Genomic DNA, 22,911 nt, shown 5'->3' with positions numbered 1-22,911 from the left:
CGGACCGGCAGCGGCAAGCGGCGAAGAGACGGTTTGACACCGGGGAACGGGCGTATAGCTTTCCCCGACCCTGGGAGAGTGCCGAATGACCGTCGGACGCATCATCGAGACGCCCGATTGCGTAGCCGAGGGCGCGGCCTTCCTTGCCGCCGCCGAGCCTCGTTTCGCGCACGCATTGACCCTGACCGGACCTCTGCCGCTCCGCCGCCGCAAGGACGGCTTTCCGGCCCTTCTCGACGCCATCGTCAGCCAGCAGGTCTCGGTCGCCGCCGCCGACGCGATCTGGGGCCGGCTGCAGGCAGCGCGCCTCACGGGGCCGCGCAAGGTCATGTGGGCGTCCGATGAGGAGCTTCGGGCCTGCGGCCTCTCACGGCAGAAGGCGCGTTATGCCCGTGCGCTCGCCGCGTCGGGCATCCGTTTCGCCGACCTCCGCGAGATGCCCACGGACGACGTCATCCGGACGCTGGTCGAGGTGCCGGGCATCGGCCGCTGGACGGCCGAGATCTATGCCATGTTCTCGCTTGGTCGCGCCGACGTCTTCGCGCCCGGCGACCTGGCCCTGCAGGAGGCGGCGCGGATCCTCTTCGAGATGCCCGAACGGCCGAGCGAACGCGCGCTGCGGCTCCACTCCGAGACCTGGGCGCCCTGGCGCGGCGTGGCCGCGCGGCTGCTCTGGGCCTACTACCGCGTCGCGCGCGAAAGGGAAGGAATCCGATGAGCGAACTGAATTTCCGGCGGCGGGCCTCGGCCTCGGGCGAGGACACGTCGGCGGTCCTGTTCCTGCACGGCTACGGCGCGGACGGCGCCGACCTTCTGGGGCTGGCCGAACCGCTGGCGGCGCATATGCCCGACACGGTCTTCCTTGCCTGCGATGCGCCCGAGCGGTCGATGGCGAACCCCATGGGCTTCCAGTGGTTTCCGATCCCCTGGATCGACGGCTCGACCGAGGCCGCCGCCGCCGAGGGCCTGCGCCGGTCCGCCAAGACCCTTGATGCCTTCATCGACAAGGTGCTGGCGGACGAGGGACTGGCGCCGGACCGCCTGATGCTCGTGGGCTTCAGTCAGGGGTCGATGATGAGCCTCCACGTCGCCCCCCGACGCGCCGAACCCCTTGCCGGCATCGTCGCCTTCTCGGGCCGGCTTCTGGCGCCCGAGCTTCTCGCGGCCGAAGCGCGGTCCCGTCTGCCGGTCCTCCTGATCCACGGCGACGTCGACGATGTCGTCCCTTTCGCCGAGATGAAGGCGGCGGGCGCGGCGCTTCAGGCGGCGGGCTTCGAGGTCTTCGGCCACGTCATGCAAGGGACCGGGCACGGCATCGCCCCAGACGGCCTCTCCGTGGCCCTGTCCTTCCTGCGCGAGAGGCTGTCGATCGACGATCCCCTTTGAGGCCGTCACACGATCGTTGCAGGCTGCCGGTAAGGCCGATCATGGGGGTTGCAGGTATCGAGCCTCCATATATAGTTTCCTCAATGTATCGAGGCGGGGCGTCTCGTCTTGGCGCCATGAGGCAGGCAGGGCGGAGCCGGAGTCGCGGATGAGCTTGGATTTCAGAACGAGTTTCGTGCGTGAGCCGAACAGTCTGCGGAATCACCCCGCGCTGGTCCTGAACGCCGATTACCGCCCGCTCAGCTATTATCCCCTGTCGCTCTGGCCCTGGCAGGAAGCGGTCAAGGCCGCCTGGCTCGACCGCGTGCAGATCATCGCCGAATACGACGAGGTCGTGCGCAGTCCCTCGACCGAAATTCGCATCCCGTCGGTCGTCGTTCTGAAAGACTACGTGAAGCCCCAGAAGCGCGTGGCCTTCACCCGGTTCAACCTCTTCCTGCGCGACGAATTCCGCTGTCAGTACTGTGGCGCCAAGGGCGATCTGACCTTCGATCATGTCGTGCCCCGTGCGCGCGGCGGCGTGACCAGTTGGGAAAACGTCGTCGCCGCCTGCTCGTCCTGCAACCTGCGCAAGGGCGCGAAGTCGCTGTCGCGCTCCGGCATGAGCCTGCTTCGCGCCCCAAGCCGGCCCGCCGCCGAGGAGTTGCGCAATCAGGGTCGGAAGTTTCCGCCGAACCACCTGCACGAGACCTGGCTCGACTTCCTCTACTGGGATGCGGAGCTGGAGGCCTGAGGCCGACGCCGGCGATCGGAGCGCGGTTGCCGCGGCTTCGCGCGTGACAAGGACGAGCGACCGGCAGCGGGGAAGGTCCGGCGCAGAGCCATCGATGTCGGCGGAGGATGGGGGCGCCGCCTGGGGTGGGTCTTATCCCGTCCATGTCGCGCGCCGAAACTGCAGCCGCTGAGCGGTCGCGCGGATGCGAAGACCAGCATAGGCTTGAATCGGCTTCTGTTTGCGCACCCGGCGTATGGCGGATCATCAGCGCGCGCAGGCGACGGTAGGACGGGACCGAAGCGCCTAACAGATTGCCGAAGGTGTCGCAGCGGAGACCGGCAGATGCAGGCCCCTCATTAGGTAGATGTCCTTCGGACCGCGGAAATCGTCCGCCAGACACCGTGACCACACAAGGTTTCGCTCGCTTGCGTCCGGCCCCGGCGTGGTCCACGTCGTCACCGGGCCCACACCCTCCGCTCACCCCGCAACACTGTATTCCGGGACACCACCTCAGCCGCTGATGTCCGCGTGAAACGCCAGCGAACCCGAGCCGCGCCTGTCCCCGCGTGACCGTCCGTCTGAGGAACTCGCCTTTCTGTGCCGCGACGAACGCGTTTCACATCGCCCGACTTCTCCTCCCTCAGAACAACGAAAGCTCCCCCGCCTCGACGCTTTCGGCCTCGGTCCGTTGCCCCAGCAGAAGGTTCTGAAGGCTGTGAAGCGTCAGCGCCCCCGCGAGCTTTCGATGATGCACCGGATGGCCGACCAGGCAGTCGGCGAGCTGCGGCAGGAACCGGGCAAGTTCGCTGTGCGTCTGCGTGACAAGGTCGATGTGCTGGATGTGCCGCAGGCTCTCGGGGATCGGCGCGGCGAGGTCGGTCAGGTCCGAGATCGCATCCTGCAACGCGAGATCGCGCTTGTGCATCTGGTCCATGAGTTGCGCCATCGCGCTGAGGATGCGCGCCACGTCCTCGGGTCTGACCGACAGCGTATGGAGGTCGTCCTGGATCACCTAGAGCCGGCCCACAATCGCTTCGATGGCCGACTTGAGATCTGCCGGCTGGAACGGCTTCGGCAGGAAGTTGTTCATGCCCAGTTGCTTGCCCTTGTTGATGATGGCGGGGTCGGCGCGGCCCGTGATGAGCAGAAATCCGGTCTTCTGCGTCTGCGGCGTGTTCCGCAGGTAGTGAAGAAGGTGCAACCCGTCCATCTCGGGCATGTTGTAGTCCGAGATCACCAGATGGACCGGCGACTTGGCAAGCGAGGCCAGGGCGGATTTCCCGTCCGACGCGGTCGCCACGTTGCGGATGCCGATGGCGTCGAGTGCCTGTGTGATCAGGCCCCGGCTCGTCGACATGTCGTCGACTACCATGACGCGAAGCTGGTCTCTCAGTGACATTGATTTCCTGCGCCTCTCGTTTTTGTTTTACGTTTTCTGATAGATCGTGACGCCGGCGGTCCTGAACCCCGTATCGTCGAGGGGGTGGATGCGTTCGGAATGTCCCAGGAAGAGGCAGCCTCCTGGTTCCAGCTTTTCGCGAAACCGTGGCCAGAGACGGCGCTGTACCTCGTCGTCGAAATAGATCACCACGTTTCGGCAGAATATCGCGTCGAAGGTGCCCTTCATGGGCCAGGTTGCGTGCAGGTTCAGTTCGCGGAACCGCACCAGTGCGCGGACGCGGTCCGCCACGCGCATATGGCCGTCGCCCGCCGCCTGGAAGAAGGCGCGGCGGTCGGCGGGTTCGACGGGCTCGAGGTCTGCATGAGTGTAAACGCCGTCGACTGCCCGGCGTAGGATCTTGGGATCGATGTCCGAGCCGAGAACCAGGATGTCGCCGTAGCTTGCCTCGGGCATCGCCTTCAGAAGCTCGAGGGCGATGGTATAGGGTTCCTGCCCGCTGGAGCATCCGGCCGACCAGATCCGCACGCGCCCGCCACGCCGAAGCTTCTCCGCGAGGTGCGGCACGACCTTGGCGAGCAGATACTCGAAATGGTGGCGTTCGCGATAGAAGTTCGAGACATTGGTGGTCAGGACCGAGATGAGCTCCCGCGTCTCGGAGGCGTCGGAATCGAGCCGCGCGAGGTAGGCGCCGCAGTCCCGGAGGCCAAGCTCGCGCATCCGCCGCGCGATGCGCGACTGCACCAGCGACTTCTTCGACGAGGGGATCGACAGGCCGGCTTCCTTCGCGGCGATCGCGGCGAGCCGCGCGAACTCGGCGTCGGAAAGCTGCGCCCCCTGGGATGCGGCCTGAAGCGTCGTCATGCCGCGATCTCTTCGGTCGACGGCAGGACGGCCTCGAGGTCGAGGAGGCGCACCATCCGGTCGTCGAGAACGGTCAGTGCGCGCACGAAGCGTGACTTCTGGGTCATCTCGGGCGGCGGCTGAAGCTGGTCGCGCGAAAAGGACAGGATGTCCGACACGGCGTCGACCCTGAGACCCATCACCCGCGATCCCACGTCGACGACGATGATCACGTTGCGGTCCTCGGGGTCGGAGGCGGGCAGTCCCAGTCTCAGCGCGAGGTCGATCACCGGCAGGACCGTGCCGCGCAGGTTGATGACGCCGCGCACGAAATTGGGCGCGTGCGGCAGCGAGGTGGTGCGCGTCCAGCCGCGGATTTCGCGGACGGACATGATCTCGACCGAGTATTCGCTCTCGCCGATCCGGAACGACAGGTATTCCGTCCTGCTGGAGGCGGCGGGATCGGCGGACGAACCGTCCCTTTCGACATGTGCGGTCATCTCAGGAAGCCCTTTTCTGCATGACGAAGCGGTCCTCGCCCGAGACGTTCTGGACGAGGTCGTTGGGGTCGAGGATCAGGGCGATCTGGCCGTCGCCGAGGATGGTGGCGGCCGCCACGCCGGGGACGCGGCCATAGCTTTCCTGCAACCCCTTGATGACGACCTGGCGCTGGTCCTCGATCGTGTCGACGAGGAGGGCGACGAGAACGCCTTCCTCGGGCGAGATGAGAAGCGCGATGGTGCCTTCGCGGACCTGGGATCCGACGCGGTAGCCGAGCTCGACGCCGAGATCGAGCACCGGGACGAACTGCTCACGCACGCAGAGCACCTGCTGGCCCGGCCCGACGAGGCGCAAGTCCGAGGGCGAAAGCGACAGGGTCTCGACGATGGCGTTGAGCGGGATCACCAGCGTCTCGCCCGCCACGGTCACGACCATGCCGTCGAGAACGGCGAGCGTGAGCGGCAGCGAAATCGCGAAGGTGGTGCCCACGCCCGCAACCGAATCGATGGTGACGCGGCCGCCGAGCGAGGTGATCTGCGTCTTCACGACGTCCATGCCAACGCCGCGCCCCGAAAGTGCCGACACCTCGGTCGCCGTCGAGAATCCCGGCAGGAAAAGAAGCTGGTCGATCTCGGAATCGCTCAGCGTCGCGCCCTCGGGGATCAGGCCCTTGGCGGCTGCGATGGACTGAACCTTCTCGCGGTTGATACCGCCGCCGTCGTCCGACACCTCGATGATGACGCGGCCCGACCGGTGCGCGGCGCTGAGGCGGATCTCGCCCGTCTTCGGCTTGCCTGTGGCCAAGCGCCTTTCGGTCGATTCGAGCCCGTGGTCGACGGCGTTCCGGATCATGTGGGTCAGCGGATCGGCGAGGCGTTCGATGGCGGTCTTGTCGATCTCGGTCCCGTCGCCTTCGGTGGTCAGGCGCACCGTCTTGTTCACGGCAGCCGAGGCCTCGCGCACGATCCGCGACATCCGCTGGAACAGCGACTTCACGGGCTGCGCGCGGATCATCATCACGCTTTCCTAGATGTTCCGCGTGAGTTGCATGAACTCGTCGAGGCCCGCGCTGACGGGCGAATTGGGTGCAATGTTCTGTTCCGCGATGGATTGCGACAGCATCGCCTGGTTGATGACGAGTTCGCCCACGAGATTCACGAGACGCTCGATGCGGTCGAGATCGACGCGGACCGTGGGCGAGGTCTTGGGCTGGGGGGCCGCTGCCCTGGGCTCGGATCGCGCTTCACGGGCGGCGGGGATCTGTGCGAGGGGCGGAGGCGCGGCGAGTGCTTCATCGTCGTCATCTTCCATGTCGTCGAGAGTCCTCTCGAGGACCGGCAGGGCGGGACCGCCGGAGGACATGACCTTCAGATGGCAGAGGCCCTCGGCGAACTCGAAGACCTCCTGCACCGCGGCGGGCGTTGCGTCGCCGCCGATGCGGATCGTCCAGGTCAAGCGGCCGCCGGGGCGGTCCAGATCCTGGATGGTCTCGGGTGGAGCGAAGGCGCAATCGATCTCGCAGGGGCCGAGATCCGCGAGGGTCTTGAGAAGAAACAGGGGCTCGTTGCCGCTTTCGTAAAGCTCGCCCTCGGGGCGGAATTCGACCGTGACGCCGACCGCCGCCGGATCGGGCTCGATCGCGTCGAGCAATGGCAGGTCGGGCAGGACGTCGAGACCGCCGCCCAGATCGAGAAGGTCCAGCGTCATGGGCTGGAAGTCGATGACAGGCGCGGGCTCGTCATGGCCGGGCCCGCCGGCGTAGCCCGACAGTTCGGCGATCAACGCGGCCGACGTGCCGCTGTCGATCTCCTCGCCATCGCGCGAGCAGCGGATCAGGTCCGACAGCATGTCGGCGCAGCGCAGGAACAGCGCGTGAAGCGCGTCGTCGGGCACAAGCGCGCCGGAGCGGCAGGCGTCCATGACCGTTTCGAACTGGTGCGCGAATTCGACGAGCTCGTTGAGCCCGAAGGCGCCCGCGCCACCCTTGATGGAATGCACCGCGCGGAACGCGACGTTGATCGTCTCGACGTCGGATTCGCCGTCGGCCATGGTCTGGAGGGCATCGACCAGCGCCTCGTGCAACTCCTCGCACTCGACGAAGAACGACGCCATGATTTCCTGCATCGGGTCGGACACGGTACTCGCTCCTATCCTGTGACCATGCGAAGCGCGCGGACCAGCTTGTCCTGCGCGAAGGGTTTGACGATCCAGCCGGTGGCGCCGGCATTCCGGGCGCGCGTCTTGAGGTCGGTCGAGCTTTCCGTCGTCAACACGAGGATGGGGATCGTGCGCGCGTCGTCGCGCGCGCGGACCGCATCGATGAAGCCGAAGCCGTCGAGGCGCGGCATGTTGATGTCGGTGATGATAACGTCGGGCTCGATGTCGTCGAGCACCTCGAGCCCGTGCTGCCCGTCTTCGGCGAGGTGGACTTCGAACCCTTCCGACACGAGCGCGAGGGTGATCATGTCGCGCATGGTGCGGCTGTCGTCGACGGCGAGGACCGAGATGCTCATGCCGGGTCTCCCGCGAGCGCTGCGGGTGTCAGGCCATAGCGCGTCAGATCGTCGATCATGGCCGCCGAGGGCGCATCGACGGCGAACGCCCTGGCGCGCGCCGACCACAGCGACCGGGCCGACAGAAGGAGCTCCAGGCAGAGCCCGCCCAGCATCTCGACCGCCGTGCCGTCCAGCGTCAGATCGCTGTCCGCGGACTCCTTCAACTGCGCGCGCAACCTGTCGGCCGCCGCAGAATCCAGCCGAGCGTCAAGCTTCACCCGCTTCGCCATCCAAACACCTCGATTCCAGACCTGAGACCGTCGGATCATCGTCCTTCGGCCCGTGCTGATTAGACCGGGGCGTCTTAAGATGCGGTTACTCTGGAAGGGGCGAGTGGCCTTATGTCCTGCTGTCGGCGAGGTGCGCGGCAAGGCCGCTCAGCGCCGCGAAATCGTCCTCGACCACCGAAACCGGAAACTGGCCCAGGAAGTCCGAGAAGCGGCCCTTGTCGCAGAAGCTCTCGGCGAAACCGAAGCGGTCGAAATAGGGCGTCATCGCACGGCTCATCCCGCCGATCAGGAACAGGCCGCCGAAGGGCAGGTAGATCAGGGCCAGGTCGCCCGCGACCGCCCCCATCAGGCGCACGAACCACTCGACCGACCGGGTCGCGTCAGGGTCGTCGTCCACGGCGGAAAGGATCTCGGCCGTCGACCGGCTTCGCCCGGCTTTCCAGGCGTAGATGTTTTCGAGGCCGCGTCCCGACAGCACGTCCTCGACCGAGGCGAAGCCGTGACGGTCGTCGACGAACTCGGCGAGGCCCAGGGCCTCGGCCGTGCGGACGGGCATGGTGACATGGCCGCATTCGGCGGGGGGCACAATCCGTCCCCCCGGCGTTTCAAGCGCGACGGCGGCGTTGAAGCCGGTGCCGACGCCGACCACGAGGCGCGTCGACCCGGACTGTCCTTCGCGCGCGGGGATGACCGTGCGCAGCTTGTCGGGCGCGATGTGGCCAAGGGCATGGGCCTGGGCCTGCAGGTCGTTCAGGACGGCGAGCCGTTCGGCGCGCGTCACGCGGGCGAGCATGGCCGTGTCGATCGACCAGTCGAGGTTGGTCAGCTGTCCCTCGCCGTCGCGAACGGGGCCTGCAACCGCGACGGCGGCGGCAGCGCAGTCGACGGATTCGTCTGCGACGTAGACCGACAGCACGTCTTCGAGACTGGGATGATCCGCGTTGCGGAACCGCCGGAGGCTGTCCGTCAGAAGACGCGAGCCCTCGGCGAGCGCCACGCGGGTGTTCGTGCCGCCGACGTCGGCGACCAGCGAAAGCCTGTCGGAGTCATGTGTCATGCGCGTGCGAATGCCTCTTTCAGGGCAAGGTAGGATGCCTTGGGCGTTCTCTCCAGCGTGTCGAAGTCGACGTGGACGAGGCCGAAGCGCTTTTCGTATCCGAGCGACCACTCGAAGTTGTCCATGAGCGACCAGACGTAATAGCCCGCGACCGGCACGCCCTCGGCGATCAGGTCGCGGACCCGCGTCATGTGGCGCTCGATGTAATCGATGCGGTGCGGATCCGGCACGCTGCCGTCGGCTGCCAGGGTGTCGCTTGCCGACATGCCGTTCTCGGTCACGAAGATGGGCAGGCCCTTGGTGTATTCCTCGTGGGTGCGCTTCAGAATGTTGTAGAGACCTTCGGGATAGACCTCCCACCCCATTGTGGTCTTGGGAAGCTCGCCGGCGTGCTCGGCATAGGACGGCCAGGGACCGTCCGTCGGCGCAAGAAGCTTGCGGGTGTAGTAATTGACCCCGAACCAGTCGACGGGCTCGCGGATCGTCGGAAAGTCGTCCTGCCAGCCTTGCGGCAGGTGCGGCTCCAGCCCTTCCAGCGCCTCGGCGGGATACTCGCCCTTGAAGAGCCCGCCGCAGAAGAAACGGTTGTAGATCGCGTCATAGCGCGCGGCAGCCTTGGCAGCCGCCTCGGTCCGGTCGATCGGCTCGGCCCATTCGAAGTTGCAGACCGCGCCCAGATTCGACATGCCGAGCGACCGCATCGCCTGGATCGAGCGGCCGTGCGCGAGAAGGACGTGGTGCATGGCGCGCGCGGTGGCGCGGATGTCGCGGACGCCCGGCGCGTGCAGCCCCATGAAGTGCGACAGCCAGCCCACGCACCAGGGCTCGTTGATGGGAGCGGCGGACCACACGCGGTCGCCGATGCGGCCCATGATGACCTGCGTATAGTCGGCGAACCAGTCAGCCATATCGCCGTTCCGCCAGCCGCCGCGGTCGAGAAGAGCCACCGGCAACTCCCAGTGATAGAGCGTCGCGGCGGGCTTCAGACCGCGTTCCAGAAGTCCGTCCACAAGCCGGTCGTAGAAATCCAGGCCCTCGGCGTTCGGCGTGCCCGTGCCCTCGGGCAAAACGCGCGCCCAGCTTGTCGAGAAGCGGTACACGTCGGCGTTCAGGTCGCGGATCAGGTCGAGGTCGGCGTCTATCCGGTGATAGTGGTCGCAGGCCGTCGCCCCGTTCTCGCCGCGCATCACGTTGCCGGGCGTCAGGGCGAAGTCGTCCCACTGCGTCCGGCCCGCGCCGCCGAAGGCGTGCCCCTCGATCTGGTAGCTCGAGGTGGCGACCCCGAAGCGGAAATCCTCGGGGAAGTCGGAACGGGAGACCTTCATGTCAGCGGGACTTTCTCTGGCGGAACAGGCGAGGAGCCGGGCCTGACGATTGCCCCAGGGAAAGCTCGGCTTCAAGAAGGATATGATCCGGAGCGCGGTTCGGTTCGGCTATGCTTTGCAGAAGAAGGTCGGCGCAGAGCCGTCCCGCCTTGCGGACCGACGACCGCACGGCGGTGTAGACGGGCGGCGTCCCCTCGTTGCGGAAATAGGACAGCGCGTCGTCGTGGATCACCACCGACACCTCGTCCCCGATGCGAAGGCCCATGTCGTGGATCGCGCGCCGCGCACCGAGTGCAGGGATGATCGAGGCGACGAGGAACGCGGTCGGCGGATCGTGAGCCTCGAGCATTCCGCGCACCGTCTCATAGCCGTATGTCTCGGTCATCTCGCCATGCGCGGTCCAGCGGTCCTCCACCGGAAGGCTGCGTTCGGCGAGCGCATCGGAGAAACCGAAGAGGCGACGCAGGGCGAAGTCCATGTCGGCCAACCCGTTGATCAGCGCGATCCGGCGGTGCCCGAGGTCGAGAAGATGCCGCGCCGCCCGCGCGAAGGCGCGCCGGTTGTCGACGTCGACCCAGTTGTAGTCGCCCTCGGCGTCCGTCGACCGGCCATGGACCACGAAGGGCAACCCCAACTCGCGCAGCAGCGGGATGCGCGGGTCGTCCAGCTTCGGCCCGTGCAGCACCACGCCGTCCACCGTGCCGCGCCGGGCGAGGTCGCGGTAGGCCTCCGCCTCGTCCTCGTCCCGCACCACCGCGAGCGACAGGTCGTACCCCGCTCCGGCATAGACCTCGCCCGCGCCGGCCAGGAAGTCGGCGAAGATCGGGTTGACCATCTCGTGCTCCTTCGAGACAGGCAGGATGTGCCCGATGGTCATGGCCCGGCCGGTCGCCAGCCTCTTCGCGCGCGTGTCGGGGTGGTAGTTCTGCCGCTTGGCCTCCGCCAGCACGCGCCTCCGCGTGGCCTCGCTGACCTCGGGATAGCCGTTCAGCGCCCGGCTGACCGTCGTCGGCGAGAGGCCGAGGATGGCGGAGAGTTCCTTGAGGTTCATGGCGGCGGTCGCGTTTTAGGACGCGCACACAATAGGATGTGGTCGGCTCTTGTCAAAGCGCGGGTCCCGCGTCCCCGGATTGACAGCACATGGGATTCGGTGAAAGCCTCACGTCATTCAAAGCGCTTTGGACGCAACGAAGCGCGAAGGAAGTATGAAGACGCGGGCGTCTGCCCGTATTTGGGAGGATATCATGAAGACGAAACTCACCCTTGGCGTGGCCCTTGCCGCGCTGAGCGCGGGCGCCGCGAGCGCGGAACAGATCACGGTCTTCGGACCCTGGCTCGGACCAGACCAGGAAAACGCCGAGGCCGTTCTTGCGGATTTCGCCGAGAAGTCTGGCCATGACGTGCGCTACGTCGGATCGGACAGCTTCGAGCAGCAGATCATGGTCGACGCCGAGGCGGGCTCCGCCCCGAACGTCGCCGTGTTCCCGCAGCCCGGTCTGGCCGCCGACATGGCCCGGCGCGGCTTCCTGACGCCTCTCCGCGACGGAACAGCCGAATGGATCAATGAAAATTACGCCGCCGGCCAGTCCTGGGTCGATCTCGGCACCTATGCCGGACCGGACGGCGAAGAAGACCTCTACGGCTTCTTCTACAAGGTCGATGTGAAATCGCTGGTCTGGTACGTCCCCGAGAACTTCGAGGACGCCGGCTATGAAGTCCCCGAAACGATGGAAGAGCTGAAGGCCCTGACCGACCAGATCGTCGCCGACGGCGAGACGCCCTGGTGCATCGGTCTGGGATCGGGCGGAGCCACGGGCTGGCCGGCGACCGACTGGGTCGAGGATATGATGCTGCGCACCCAGCCGCCCGAGGTCTATGACCAGTGGGTGACGAATGAGATCCCCTTCGACGATCCGGCCGTCGTCGGCGCGATCGAGGAATTTGGCTATTTCGCCCGCAATGACGACTATGTCGCCGGCGGATCCGGCGCGGTCGCCTCGACCGATTTCCGCGACGCGCCGAAGGGCCTCTTCGACAGCCCGCCACAGTGCTACCTGCACCGCCAGGCGTCGTTCATCCCGGCCTTCTTCCCCGAAGGCACCGTGGTGGGCGAGGATGCCGACTTCTTCTACCTGCCGGCCTACGCCGACAAGGATCTCGGAACACCCGTCCTCGGCGCGGGAACGGTCTGGGCCATCACCAACGAGAACGAGGCGGCGCACGAGTTGATCGCCTATCTCCAGACCCCCGAGGCGCATGAGATCTGGATGGCGCGCAAGGGCTTCCTGACTCCGCACAAGGGCGTCAACCTCGAGACCTTCGGCGATCCGACGCTGCGGAAGATGAACGACATCCTTCTGGGCGCGACGACCTTCCGCTTCGACGGGTCTGACCTGATGCCGGGCGGTGTGGGTGCGGGTTCGTTCTGGACCGGCATGGTCGACTATGCCGGCGGCAAGGACGCGGCCGAGGTGGCCGGGGCGATCCAGGATAGCTGGGACTCGCTGAAATAATCGAAGACCTTCGGAGCCGCGCTTATCCGGCGCGGCTCCGCACCGCCCAGTGCCCTTAACGATTTCTGAATCAAGCGCGCCAGCTAATTAACTGGTTTCGCATGCGAAACTTCGCAAGGACGGACAGGGAGGGACGCCGATGGACGCCGCACTTCTGGGGCTTGTGACCGTCGTGGTCGGTGTGGGCGGATGCCTCGCCTACTTCTATTTCTCGAACCTTTTCCTCGACAAGGTGCTGTTCCCCGCGAGCGGACCGAACGCCGGGCGCAACATCAACCGAGCCAACCAGATCCGGCCCTGGCTCTTCCTCTTCCCTGCGATCTTCGCCCTGGGTCTCTATTTGGGCTACCCGGTCGTCGAGACGCTGCGCCTGTCGCTCACCGACCGTGACGCCGGCGGCGCCTTCATCGGGCTTGCCAACTACCAGCAGATGTTCGGCGAGCCGAAGTTCTGGGAAGCCATGCGCAACAACATGCTGTGGCTCATCGTGGTGCCCGCCGCGTCGACCGCCTTCGGACTTCTCTCGGCGCAGCTCACCGACCGGATCGGCTGGGGCAGCATCGCGAAGTCCCTGATCTTCATGCCGATGGCGATCTCCTTCGTCGGCGCGGCCGTCATCTTCAAGCTGATCTACGACACCCGCGCGGAGGGGCAGGAGCAGATCGGCATCCTGAATGCGGTCTGGCTTCAGTTCGAGGGTGGCGTGGGCTCGTTCCTCGCGCTCAAGCTTCTGCCGGCGCTGGCGCTTCTCGCCTTCGCAGCACTCGCAGGCTGGCTCGCATGGCTGATGCTTCGCCCGTTGCGGCGACCCACGGTGCCGATGTGGATCCTTCGCGGGATCGGCGCGGCCTTCGCGGCCTGGCTCGTCATCCTGTCGCTCGGCGCCATCGTGAACATCATCGGGGCGGACCTGCCTTACGGACAACCGCAGACCTGGCTGACGATCCCCTTCTACAACAACTTCTTCCTGATGGTCGTCCTCGTGTGGATCCAGACCGGCTTTGCCATGGTCATCCTCTCGGCGGCGCTTCGCGGCATCCCCGAGGAGACGGTCGAGGCCGCCATCGTCGACGGCGCGAGCCCCTTGCAGGTCTTCTTCAAGATCAAGGTGCCGCAGATCATGCCGACCATCGTCGTCGTCTGGACCACCATCACGCTCGTCGTGCTGAAGGTCTTCGACATCGTCTACGCCATGACGAACGGCCAGTGGGAGACGCAGGTGCTGGCGAACTACATGTTCGACAAGCTTTTCCGCGCCAACGACTGGGGTGTGGGGTCGGCGTCGGCCATCATCATCATGCTGCTCGTCTCGCCGATCCTGGTCTGGAACGTGTGGAACGCGCGCAAGGAAATGCGCTGAGGGAGAGGGCAGGGACATGGATAACGTCGTCGGCAGGAAATCGGGCCTGACCTGGGCCGTCCACATCTCGGTGGCGCTACTCGTCATGCTGTGGCTCTTCCCAACCGTGGGGCTTCTGGTGTCGTCCTTCCGGACGGCCGACCAGATATCGGCGTCGGGCTGGTGGGCCTCGCTCTTCCCCGCCGAGCAGACCGTGCAGGTCCGAACCGGCGGCGCCGACGTGGCGCGGCAGGAGGGCGGCGTCTGGATCGTCGAGGGCAACCTCTTCGTCGACGATCCCGCGGCACCCAAGGGTGACGTCAGCGTGGAAAGTTTCGGCGTCTCTTCCCGCGACGTCTCGGCCTTCGGTCCGGGCGAGACTGCCGAGTTCGGGGAAGAGACCCTGACGGTGAACGAGGACGGCAGCTATCGCTATACCTCGGTCGAGGAACCCGGAGGCCGCGGCCAGCGCGTCTTCGTCACCGCCGAGGTGCCGCCGGACTTCACGCTCGCCAACTACCGGCAGGTGCTCTTCTCGGGCAACTCGACCGACTCGATGGCGAAGGCCTTCTTCAACACGCTGACGGTCACGGTTCCGGCGACCATCATCCCGATCGTCATCGCCGCCTTCGCCGCCTATGCGCTGGCCTGGATGGATTTCCCCGGACGCGCAGTTCTGATCGCCTGCGTCGTGGGCCTGCTGGTGGTGCCACTGCAACTGGCGCTGATCCCGCTTCTGAAGCTGCACCTCGGCATCGGGATCGGGAAGGGCTACCTAGGCGTCTGGCTGGCGCACACGGGCTTCGGCCTGCCGCTCGCGATCTATCTGTTGCGAAACTACATGGTCGGCCTGCCGCGAGACATCATCGAGAATGCCAAGGTCGACGGCGCCACGGACTTCCAGATCTTCACCCGGATCATCCTGCCGCTGTCGTTTCCTGCGCTAGCCTCCTTCGCCATCTTCCAGTTCCTCTGGACCTGGAACGACCTGCTCGTCGCCAAGGTCTTCCTGATCGACGCCACCGGCGAGACGACCGTGATGACGAACCAGATCGTCGAGCTTCTGGGCACCCGGGGCGGCAACTGGGAGATCCTCGCCACCGCCGCCTTCGTGTCGATCGCCGTTCCGCTGGTCGTCTTCTTCGCGATGCAACGCTACCTCGTCCGCGGCCTTCTGGCCGGGTCCGTAAAGTGAGCCACGTCTGAATGAGTTTCCTGGATCCTACCGTCGCCTCGGACTCCGCCATCATCTCCGACCCCGACTGGTGGCGTGGCGCGGTGATCTATCAGATCTATCCGCGGTCCTTCCAGGATTCGAACGCCGACGGCATCGGCGATCTGTCGGGCATCATCCACCGCCTGCCGCACGTCGCATCGCTTGGCGTCGATGCCATCTGGCTGTCGCCGTTCTATACCTCGCCCATGCTCGACTTCGGCTACGACGTGTCGAACTACCGCGACGTCGACCCGATGTTCGGCTCGATCGGAGACTTCGACGCGCTGGTCGAAAGGGCGCATGACCTGGGCATCCGGGTGATCGTCGATCTCGTCATCAGCCACTCGTCCGACCAGCACCCCTGGTTCAAGGAAAGCCGCTCGTCGCGCGACAACCCTCGGGCTGGGTGGTACGTGTGGGCCGACGCCAAGCCCGACGGATCGCCGCCGAACAACTGGCTGTCGATCTTCGGCGGCCCGGCGTGGGAGTGGGACGGGCAGCGGATGCAGTACTACCTGCACAACTTCCTGTCCCAGCAGCCCGACCTCAACTTCCACAACCCGGACGTCAGGAAGGCCCTTCTCGACGTGACGCGCTTCTGGCTCGACAAGGGTGTCGACGGCTTCCGCATGGACACGGTCAATTTCTACTTCTGCGACGCCGAGTTGCGGGACAACCCGCCGCTGCCGGATGCGTCACGGTCGGACAAGATCGCCCCGTCGGTGAACCCCTACAATTTCCAGGACCACCACTACGACAAGAACCGCCCCGAAAACCTTGAATTCCTAAAGGAATTTCGCCTGCTTTTGAACGAGTACGACGCGGTGACCTCGGTGGGAGAGGTTGGCGACGCGCAGCGTGGCGGCGAGATCCAGGCGGCCTATACCTCGGGCGGCGACAAGCTGCACATGGCCTATGACTTCGACCTGCTGTCGAACGAGTTTCCCACGGGCGAGCGGGTGCAGGCGGCGATCGCCAAGTCGGTCGGTCTTGGCCCCGACTCATGGCCCTGCTGGGCCTATTCGAACCACGACGTCGTGCGCCACGCCTCGCGATGGAACCTGTCGGACCCCGCGCAGCGCGTCTACATGGCGCTTCTCCTGTCTTTGCGCGGCACGGTCTGCCTTTACCAGGGCGAGGAACTGGGCCTGACCGAGGCCTACATCGCCTTCGAGGACCTGCAGGACCCCTACGGCAAGCGGTTCTGGCCCAGGTTCAAGGGCCGCGACGGCTGCCGCACACCGATGCCCTGGAACTCGGACCTGTCGAACGGCGGCTTCTCGGACGGCAAGCCCTGGCTGCCGGTCGCGATGGAGCACATCCATTCGGCGGTCGAGACGCAGGATGCCGACGCAAAGTCGATCCTGGTCTTCTATCGCCGGATGATCGAATTCCGCCGGGCGCATCGCGCGCTTCTGAAAGGCAGGCAACTGCCGGTCGAGGCGGACCAGAGTTATATCTCGTTCATTCGGGAGCACGACAACGCCCGCGTCTTCTGCGCCTTCAATCTGTCGGACGAGGATCGCGGCGTGACCATGCCCGACGGCGCCTGGCGGATCGACCGCGCGGCGCCGTTCCGTGCGGAGGAAGATGGAGACGCCGTGACCCTGCCGCCTTGGCAGGCTCTTTTCGCGGTGGTGGGAGACTGAGGCGCCGCAAGGCGCAAAGGGATACGAGGGAGGACAACATGGCTGGACTGGTTCTGAAGGACGTGGCCAAGGCCTATGGCGACGTGCAGGTGCTGCGGGACATCGACCTCGATATCCAGCAGGGCGAGTTGATCGTCTTCGTCGGCCCCTCGGGCTGCGGAAAGTCGACGCTTCTGCGGATGATCGCGGGCCTCGAGCGGATCACCGGGGGCACGCTGACCATCGACGGGCAGGTCGTCAACGACGTGCCGCCCTCCGAGCGCGGCATCGCGATGGTGTTCCAGTCCTACGCGCTTTACCCGCACATGACGGTGCGCGAGAACATGAGCTTCGCGCTGCGGATCGCCAAGAAGACCCAGGCCGAGATCGACGAGCGCGTCGAGAAGGCGGCGAAGACGCTTCAGCTTCACAACCTCCTCGACCGTCTACCAAAAGAGTTGTCGGGCGGCCAGCGCCAGAGGGTCGCCATCGGCCGGTCCATCGTGCGGGACCCCAAGGTCTATCTCTTCGACGAGCCGCTCTCGAACCTCGACGCCGCCCTTCGCGTCGCGACCCGGATCGAGATCGCGCAACTGAAGGAGGCAATGCCCGAGCGGACGATGGTCTACGTCACCCACGACCAGGTCGAGGCGATGACGTTGGCCACCCGCATCGTCGTCCTTGCCGGCGGCGGCATTGCGCAGGTCGGCACGCCTCTCGAGCTATACGAGCGGCCCGAGAACGAGTTCGTGGCCCAGTTCATCGGCTCGCCGTCGATGAACCTGCTCCCGGGCGAGATCACCGGGACGGGCGAGCGCACCACGGTGCGGCTCGCCGGCGGAGGCATGGCCGTGTCCGCCATCCCGACGCGCGCCGACGACATGGGCAAGCAGGTGAACATCGGCGTCAGGCCCGAGGATTTCTCGGAAACCACGGGCGAGGCGGTGTTCGAGGGGAAAGTCTCGATCATCGAGGCGCTTGGCGAGGTGACGCTCCTCTACTTCGAGCCGGTCGAAGGCGCGGACCCCGTGATCGCGAAGCTGGGCGGCATCCACAAGGATCTGCGTGGCCGCACCGTGCGCCTGACGGCCGATCCCTCGAAGGTTCACATCTTTCACGACTCGCAGTCGCTTCTCTATCGCGATGCGCCGGTCAAGCGGATCGCGACCAAGGCGCACTGACCTGCGCCGTCCTGCCGCCTGTCGGAGGGTCCGGGGGCGTGGCATGAGAAGTGGCAGGAGGATCGTCCCGTGCCTCATTTTCCGCCGCCGCCACAACTGTCGCCCCGCGTGGGACCGCTGCGCCGCGTTCCGCCTGCGATCTTCTCGGCCCTTTTGGGCGCCCTCGGGCTGGGTCTTGCCTGGCGGACCGGGGCAGGGGGCCTGGGAGCGCCCGCCGGTTTGATCGAATCCTATATGGGGGCCGTCAGCCTTCTCTTCGCCTTTGCGCTCGCAGCCTATGCCGGGAAGGTCGCGCTGCGGCCGGGTGTGGCCGCCGAGGATGCCTCGACCTTGCCGGGACGCGCGGGCCTTGCCGCGCTCGCCATGTGCCTGATGGCCGAAGGCGCCGTGCTGGCGCCCTATGCGCCGTCGCTAGGGATCGTGTCGCTCGGGGTTGGGACTGCGGGTCTCCTGGTCCTTGCCCTTGCGGTGCTTCCGAAGAGGCTTCGAGGCACCGACACGGCCGGACCGATTACCCCCGCCATGCACCTCGTCTTCGTGGGCTTCATCCTCGTCCCGGCGGCTGCGGTCCGGCTGGGGATCTGGGAGACGATCCTCGTTCCCCTGATCTGGTACTGCATCCTGGCGTTCCTCGTGATCTTCGCAGCGACGATCCGGCCGCTTCTCTCGGGCGAGGCGCCGGCGGCGCTGCGCCCCCTGCACGCTATCCAATTGGCACCGCCCTCGCTCGCCGCCAGCGCGGCTGTGCTGACCGGCCAACTCGTGCTGGCCGTGGTTGCGCTGGCGCTCGCGTCGGTCATTGCCGCGGTCCTCGTTCTTCGCGCGCGCTGGCTGACCGAGGCCGGGTTCAGCGGCTTCTGGAGCGCCTTCACCTTCCCCTCGGCCAGCTTCGCGGGCGCCACGATCCTGATCGGCGGCGCCTACGGCAGCCCGGGCGTCAGGCTTGCAGGCGGGGTGCTGCTGATCGCGGCGACGGTCATCGTCCTGCCGGTGGTCTACAGGGTGATGAAGCTTTGGGCCTCGGGGGCCCTCGCCGCGAAGACGAACGCGGCCATCGCCTGAGGCTTTGTCGGCAGCGGCGCGCCAATCTCAGCCGATGTTCGTCATCGTCGGTGAGATTGCGGCGCGTCAACGCGAAATCAACCAGATCCGGACGTCGATTCGCCCAGCTTTCCCGCCACGTTGTCCTTGTTGCCGAGTGACCTGTTCCGAGACGCCCCTGTTCCGCCCGCGCCCGTTGCGCGCGCCGCCCGCGTCCGACGCCTTCGATCTCGCCACCAGCGCCATGCTCTCCGATCTCTCGCGCCCCACGGGGTTGCGATCGAGACGGGGAAGCTGACGGTCGTTGTGCGTCCTGCGACGCAAGCGGCCGCGGGGGAAGAACGGGCGGCCCCATGCGGGTCGCCCGTTCTCGTTTCAAACCACAAGATTTTGCGGATTCGGTGACAGGACCCGCGATTTGGGGGTTTCTGTCGCGGTCGGCCCGTGAAATAGGGAAGCGTCAAACGAACCCTCCCAAGGAGAGACCCGATGGAGATTCGCGAGGCGCTTACCTTTGATGATGTCCTGCTTGTTCCGGCCGCGTCGCGCGTCCTGCCGTCGACGGCCGATACCCGCACCCGCGTGACCCGCGACATTGCGATGAACATCCCGCTCTTGTCCTCGGCGATGGACACGGTGACGGAATCGCACATGGCCATCACGATGGCGCAGGCCGGCGGCCTGGGGGTCATCCACCGCAACCTCGACATCGACGAGCAGGCGCGCGAAGTGCGGCGCGTGAAGCGGTTCGTCTCGGGCATCGTGTACAACCCGATCACGCTGACCCCCGACCAGACGCTGACAGACGCCAAGGCGCTTCAGGAGCGTTACAACGTCACCGGCTTTCCCGTCGTCGACGAAATGGGGCGGGTGCTGGGGATCGTGACGAACCGCGACATGCGGTTCGCGACGTCGAACGACACGCCCGTGAGGGTGATGATGACGTCCGACAACCTCGCCATGCTGGCCGAACCCGCCGATCTCGACGAGGCGCGAAGCCTGATGAAGGCGCGGCGGATCGAGAAGCTGCTGGTTCACGACGGCAAGGGCAAGCTCACGGGCCTTCTGACGCTGAAGGACAGCGAGCAGGCCGTGCTGAACCCAATTGCCTGCAAGGACCGTCTTGGCCGCCTGCGGGTCGCCGCCGCGACCACGGTGGGCGATGCGGGCTTCGAGCGCAGCCAGGCGCTGGTCGACGCGGGCGTCGACATCATCGTGATCGACACCGCGCACGGCCATTCCGAGGGCGTCGCGCGCGCCGTCGAGCGCGCCAAGACCCTGTCGAACGAGGTCCAGATCATCGCCGGCAACGTCGCAACCGCCGCGGCGACCCGCGCGCTGATCGACGCGGGCGCGGATGCGGTCAAGGTCGGCATCGGACCCGGCTCGATCTGCACGACGCGGATGGTCGCGGGCGTGGGCGTTCCCCAGTTGACTGCCATCCTCGACTGCGCGGGCGAGGCAGGCGACGTGCCCGTCATCGCCGACGGGGGCATCAAGTTCTCGGGCGACTTCGCCAAGGCCATCGCGGCGGGTGCATCCTGCGCGATGGTGGGCTCGATGATGGCGGGCACCGACGAAAGCCCGGGCGAGGTCATCCTCTACCAGGGCCGGACGTTCAAGTCGTACCGGGGCATGGGATCGCTCGGCGCCATGGCGCGGGGATCGGCGGACCGGTATTTCCAGAAGGACGCGGCGTCGGACAAGCTCGTGCCAGAGGGAATCGAGGGTCAGGTGCCTTACAAGGGCCCTGCTGCGGCAGTTATACATCAGTTGGTCGGCGGACTTCGCGCGGCGATGGGATACACCGGTTGCGCGACGGTCGAAGACATGCGACAAAATTGTCAATTCGTGAAGATCACCGGGGCGGGGCTCAAGGAAAGTCACGTCCACGACGTACAGATCACACGCGAAAGCCCAAACTACAGAATGGGCGGTTGAGAACGCGGGCAGGCTGGTTTCGGCTCCCTTCTGGGGAGCAGCAGCTATTTGCGAGTGGAAATTATGGCCGACCGCGCCTACAGGTCTAACGAGAAACCGGACGACGCCGTCGTAGATCTCGACGCCGACGAGCGTTGGGCTGCGCGCCTTGCCGAGGCCCGCGCCCGCCGCGAAGTCGCGCTGCGCGAGAAGGCCGCCGGCAAGACCCTTCCCAAACGCCGCCCCATGCCGTGGGAGGAAGACGTCGAGGACGACGAGGCCTTCCGGCCTCAGCCGCTGATCGTCGTTCAGGAAAAGACCGACGACCACTTCGACTTCGCCGACCGTGTCGATGCCCTGCGCGAGGCGCGCGAGGCCGAAAAGGCCGCGTCGGAAGAGCCGTCGCTTATCACGCCTGCCATGGTGGATCGTCTTTACGCAGACGACGCGACCGGGCTCTATCCGACCCCGCCCCTGGTCCAGCCGTCGCGCCGCGATGACGGGCTGGTTCCTGACGGTGCGCCGAACGTCCATGACATCGCCGCACGCCAGGTCGCGGCTCAAGCCGCCGCCGCAGCCGTCGTGGCCGAGACCGATCCGCAGCCCGAGAGCGGCGCCGTTGCAGGAACGGCCGACCCGGCGCGCGTCTATGTGCGCAACCGGCCGCGCGGCATGGCGCTTTTCCTGATCGCGCTCGCCGCCTTGCCCTTCACCACCGTCGCCCCTCCGCTTGAAAAGGGTCCGGCCGCCGCGCCTCCGCCGCGGTTCGGGCTGGTGCCGGCGCTTGGGCTGACGACGTCGATGCTCTGGCGTCCCGGCGAGACGGTCTCGGGGGAATGGCGTGCGCCGTCCCTTGTGCCGCCGGGCAAGCCGCTTGCCGCGACGATCGCGACGCCTGCCGCCATTGCCCGCGACATTGCCGGCCTCGAGGCCTATGTGCCGCCGTCCGAGACGGCGATCGTCGTGCCAGTGTCTGCGCAGGCGCCGGGCTTCTCGACGGGTGGTCCGGGACAGCTCTTCGAGCCGGACGCCGACGTCGCACTGCCGCCGAAAGCGCCGATCATCTATTCGCCCGTCCCCCGCTCGCGTCCCGCGCCCCCGGCCGAGACCGGAACCTCCGACGGCGAAGGAGCCGCCGGAACGCCGCAGCTCTTCTCCGAGGACGTGCCGGCCGTGCGTCCGCCCGATCTGGGCGAGGCGGTCGTTCCCGACCCGACGCCGGCCGGGATGGAGGCGCCGCCGGCGCTCGAGGTGATTCCGGCCGAGGCCGCTCCCGAGGAGACGGCGCCGCAAGACGTAACGCCCGCAGTCACCTCGGATGGTTCTCTGGATGTGACGATCCTGGTGCCGCAGACGACGGACGCGAAGATCGCGCAGGCGCTGTCGCAGGACCTTCAGGAGCGCGGCCACTCCGTTACGCAGGTGAAGGAAGTCGACTTGTCGATCGCCTCGCGCAACCTGCGCTACTTCCACGACACCGACCGGAATTCGGCGGCTAGGCTCGCCGAGGCCTATGACGCCGAACTGAAGGACTTCACCTGGTTCGAGCCCAAGCCCGCCTCGGGCGTGGCCGAGATCTGGCTGTCGGGTGACGGCGCGCCGCAGGTGGTGGCTCAGCCGCAGAAGCCGCGCGCGGTGGTCCAGCCGAAGGTCGTCCAGACGCTTCCGCCGCAGCCGCAGGTCATCATCGTCCGCAAGAAGCCGCAGGGTCTTTTCAGCCGCATCTTCTCGGGCAATGGCCGCACCACGGGGTCGCGGAACGACGGTCCCGATCCTGTGTACGCCGCGCCCGCCACGCCATCGGTCGGCGTGCCGACGGCTCCCTCCACCGGAGGCAGCACGGGCGGAAGCACCGGAGGCGATCCGGTCGATAGCGGCGGTGGCATCGACGTCGATATCGGCGGAGGCGGCATCGACGTGGACGTCGGCGGCGGCGGAACCGATGTCGATTCGGGCGGTGGCGAGGATACCGGCGGGCCGGGCAACAGCGACACCAGCAACGGAAATGGCGGCGGCAGCGACGGCGGAACCTCCGACGGCGACACCGGCACCACGGACTGAG

22 protein-coding genes are annotated in these 22,911 nt (G+C 66.6%); 11 read left to right on the top strand and 11 right to left on the bottom strand.

Translation table 11 applies throughout. From position 1 onward, the window contains the following. Positions 1-85: 85 nt before the first annotated feature. The 3 genes from EF888_RS12345 (at position 86) to EF888_RS12335 (ending at position 2,119) form a co-directional block, all read left to right on the top strand. Positions 86-718, top strand: coding sequence for a DNA-3-methyladenine glycosylase family protein (locus tag EF888_RS12345; RefSeq protein WP_109758303.1), 633 nt, complete (start codon positions 86-88; stop codon positions 716-718). Further along, entirely contained in the window at positions 715-1,386 is a 672-nt protein-coding gene (locus tag EF888_RS12340) for an alpha/beta hydrolase (RefSeq protein ID WP_109758304.1), read from the top strand. The genes EF888_RS12345 and EF888_RS12340 overlap by 4 nt, the downstream gene beginning before the upstream one ends. 148 nt (positions 1,387-1,534) lie before the next feature. Continuing rightward, on the top strand, positions 1,535-2,119 hold the full coding sequence (locus EF888_RS12335) for an HNH endonuclease (RefSeq protein ID WP_109758305.1): 585 nt from the start codon (positions 1,535-1,537) through the stop codon (positions 2,117-2,119). A gap of 622 nt (positions 2,120-2,741) precedes the next feature. Here the strand turns inward: EF888_RS12335 and EF888_RS12330 are convergent. From EF888_RS12330 to EF888_RS12285, 11 genes are all read right to left on the bottom strand, one after another. Beyond that, positions 2,742-3,113, bottom strand: a complete 372-nt coding sequence (locus EF888_RS12330) for a hypothetical protein (protein WP_109758306.1) — start codon at positions 3,111-3,113, stop codon at positions 2,742-2,744. Then, positions 3,114-3,500 (bottom strand): response regulator, encoded by a 387-nt coding sequence (locus EF888_RS12325; RefSeq protein ID WP_109758307.1) that lies wholly within the window; start codon positions 3,498-3,500, stop codon positions 3,114-3,116. Positions 3,501-3,527: 27 nt separating this feature from the next. Continuing rightward, entirely contained in the window at positions 3,528-4,364 is an 837-nt protein-coding gene (locus EF888_RS12320) for a CheR family methyltransferase (RefSeq protein ID WP_109758308.1), read from the bottom strand. Beyond that, entirely contained in the window at positions 4,361-4,843 is a 483-nt protein-coding gene (locus EF888_RS12315) for a chemotaxis protein CheW (RefSeq protein WP_109758309.1), read from the bottom strand. Before EF888_RS12315 ends, EF888_RS12320 begins: the two co-directional genes overlap by 4 nt. 1 nt (position 4,844) lies before the next feature. After that, entirely contained in the window at positions 4,845-5,861 is a 1,017-nt protein-coding gene (locus EF888_RS22245) for a chemotaxis protein CheA (RefSeq protein ID WP_241239660.1), read from the bottom strand. A gap of 9 nt (positions 5,862-5,870) precedes the next feature. After that, positions 5,871-6,980: an Hpt domain-containing protein gene (locus EF888_RS22240; protein ID WP_241239659.1), complete on the bottom strand. Its 1,110-nt coding sequence runs from the start codon at positions 6,978-6,980 to the stop codon at positions 5,871-5,873. An 11-nt stretch (positions 6,981-6,991) separates the two neighbouring features. After that, entirely contained in the window at positions 6,992-7,357 is a 366-nt protein-coding gene (locus EF888_RS12305; protein WP_109758310.1) for a response regulator, read from the bottom strand. After that, positions 7,354-7,629: an STAS domain-containing protein gene (locus tag EF888_RS12300; protein WP_164721676.1), complete on the bottom strand. Its 276-nt coding sequence runs from the start codon at positions 7,627-7,629 to the stop codon at positions 7,354-7,356. The genes EF888_RS12305 and EF888_RS12300 overlap by 4 nt, the downstream gene beginning before the upstream one ends. 109 nt (positions 7,630-7,738) lie before the next feature. Further along, positions 7,739-8,686, bottom strand: a complete 948-nt coding sequence (locus EF888_RS12295; RefSeq protein WP_109758312.1) for a glucokinase — start codon at positions 8,684-8,686, stop codon at positions 7,739-7,741. After that, positions 8,683-10,011, bottom strand: coding sequence for a GH1 family beta-glucosidase (locus tag EF888_RS12290; protein WP_109758313.1), 1,329 nt, complete (start codon positions 10,009-10,011; stop codon positions 8,683-8,685). Before EF888_RS12290 ends, EF888_RS12295 begins: the two co-directional genes overlap by 4 nt. A gap of 1 nt (position 10,012) precedes the next feature. Next, a complete protein-coding gene (locus EF888_RS12285; RefSeq protein WP_109758314.1) occupies positions 10,013-11,062 on the bottom strand; it encodes a LacI family DNA-binding transcriptional regulator in 1,050 nt (349 codons plus the stop codon). Positions 11,063-11,255: 193 nt separating this feature from the next. On the opposite strand from EF888_RS12285, the gene EF888_RS12280 reads away from it, so the two are divergent. From EF888_RS12280 to EF888_RS12245, 8 genes are all read left to right on the top strand, one after another. Further along, a complete protein-coding gene (locus EF888_RS12280; protein ID WP_109758540.1) occupies positions 11,256-12,524 on the top strand; it encodes an ABC transporter substrate-binding protein in 1,269 nt (422 codons plus the stop codon). A gap of 139 nt (positions 12,525-12,663) precedes the next feature. Then, positions 12,664-13,884 (top strand): carbohydrate ABC transporter permease, encoded by a 1,221-nt coding sequence (locus tag EF888_RS12275; protein WP_109758315.1) that lies wholly within the window; start codon positions 12,664-12,666, stop codon positions 13,882-13,884. A 16-nt stretch (positions 13,885-13,900) separates the two neighbouring features. Further along, positions 13,901-15,058, top strand: coding sequence for a carbohydrate ABC transporter permease (locus EF888_RS12270; protein ID WP_109758316.1), 1,158 nt, complete (start codon positions 13,901-13,903; stop codon positions 15,056-15,058). A gap of 11 nt (positions 15,059-15,069) precedes the next feature. Then, on the top strand, positions 15,070-16,728 hold the full coding sequence (locus tag EF888_RS12265) for an alpha-amylase family glycosyl hydrolase (protein ID WP_109758317.1): 1,659 nt from the start codon (positions 15,070-15,072) through the stop codon (positions 16,726-16,728). A 38-nt stretch (positions 16,729-16,766) separates the two neighbouring features. Further along, a complete protein-coding gene (locus tag EF888_RS12260; protein ID WP_109758318.1) occupies positions 16,767-17,888 on the top strand; it encodes an ABC transporter ATP-binding protein in 1,122 nt (373 codons plus the stop codon). Positions 17,889-17,957: 69 nt separating this feature from the next. Beyond that, positions 17,958-18,950 carry an SLAC1 family transporter gene (locus tag EF888_RS12255; protein WP_164721675.1) on the top strand — a complete coding sequence of 331 codons (993 nt, stop codon included), beginning with the start codon at positions 17,958-17,960 and terminating at the stop codon, positions 18,948-18,950. 468 nt (positions 18,951-19,418) lie between these two features. Then, a complete protein-coding gene (guaB, locus tag EF888_RS12250) occupies positions 19,419-20,870 on the top strand; it encodes an IMP dehydrogenase (protein ID WP_109758320.1) in 1,452 nt (483 codons plus the stop codon). 63 nt (positions 20,871-20,933) lie between these two features. Next, positions 20,934-22,910: a hypothetical protein gene (locus tag EF888_RS12245; protein ID WP_109758321.1), complete on the top strand. Its 1,977-nt coding sequence runs from the start codon at positions 20,934-20,936 to the stop codon at positions 22,908-22,910. Position 22,911: the final 1 nt, after the last annotated feature.

The sequence above is a fragment of the Silicimonas algicola genome (assembly GCF_003970735.1).
Classification (GTDB): domain Bacteria; phylum Pseudomonadota; class Alphaproteobacteria; order Rhodobacterales; family Rhodobacteraceae; genus Silicimonas; species Silicimonas algicola.
Note: the sequence above shows the minus strand (reverse complement) of the source record. Positions and strands in the feature narration are given on the sequence as shown.

Coding starts and splice junctions, on each gene's coding strand:
- EF888_RS12345 (WP_109758303.1), top strand. CDS start 86: ATGACCGTCGGACGCATCATCGAGACGCCCGATTGCGTAGCCGAGGGC.
- EF888_RS12340 (WP_109758304.1), top strand. CDS start 715: ATGAGCGAACTGAATTTCCGGCGGCGGGCCTCGGCCTCGGGCGAGGAC.
- EF888_RS12335 (WP_109758305.1), top strand. CDS start 1,535: ATGAGCTTGGATTTCAGAACGAGTTTCGTGCGTGAGCCGAACAGTCTG.
- EF888_RS12325 (WP_109758307.1), bottom strand. CDS start 3,500: ATGTCACTGAGAGACCAGCTTCGCGTCATGGTAGTCGACGACATGTCG.
- EF888_RS12320 (WP_109758308.1), bottom strand. CDS start 4,364: ATGACGACGCTTCAGGCCGCATCCCAGGGGGCGCAGCTTTCCGACGCC.
- EF888_RS12315 (WP_109758309.1), bottom strand. CDS start 4,843: ATGACCGCACATGTCGAAAGGGACGGTTCGTCCGCCGATCCCGCCGCC.
- EF888_RS22245 (WP_241239660.1), bottom strand. CDS start 5,861: ATGATGATCCGCGCGCAGCCCGTGAAGTCGCTGTTCCAGCGGATGTCG.
- EF888_RS12305 (WP_109758310.1), bottom strand. CDS start 7,357: ATGAGCATCTCGGTCCTCGCCGTCGACGACAGCCGCACCATGCGCGAC.
- EF888_RS12300 (WP_164721676.1), bottom strand. CDS start 7,629: ATGGCGAAGCGGGTGAAGCTTGACGCTCGGCTGGATTCTGCGGCGGCC.
- EF888_RS12295 (WP_109758312.1), bottom strand. CDS start 8,686: ATGACACATGACTCCGACAGGCTTTCGCTGGTCGCCGACGTCGGCGGC.
- EF888_RS12290 (WP_109758313.1), bottom strand. CDS start 10,011: ATGAAGGTCTCCCGTTCCGACTTCCCCGAGGATTTCCGCTTCGGGGTC.
- EF888_RS12285 (WP_109758314.1), bottom strand. CDS start 11,062: ATGAACCTCAAGGAACTCTCCGCCATCCTCGGCCTCTCGCCGACGACG.
- EF888_RS12280 (WP_109758540.1), top strand. CDS start 11,256: ATGAAGACGAAACTCACCCTTGGCGTGGCCCTTGCCGCGCTGAGCGCG.
- EF888_RS12275 (WP_109758315.1), top strand. CDS start 12,664: ATGGACGCCGCACTTCTGGGGCTTGTGACCGTCGTGGTCGGTGTGGGC.
- EF888_RS12270 (WP_109758316.1), top strand. CDS start 13,901: ATGGATAACGTCGTCGGCAGGAAATCGGGCCTGACCTGGGCCGTCCAC.
- EF888_RS12265 (WP_109758317.1), top strand. CDS start 15,070: ATGAGTTTCCTGGATCCTACCGTCGCCTCGGACTCCGCCATCATCTCC.
- EF888_RS12260 (WP_109758318.1), top strand. CDS start 16,767: ATGGCTGGACTGGTTCTGAAGGACGTGGCCAAGGCCTATGGCGACGTG.
- guaB (WP_109758320.1), top strand. CDS start 19,419: ATGGAGATTCGCGAGGCGCTTACCTTTGATGATGTCCTGCTTGTTCCG.
- EF888_RS12245 (WP_109758321.1), top strand. CDS start 20,934: ATGGCCGACCGCGCCTACAGGTCTAACGAGAAACCGGACGACGCCGTC.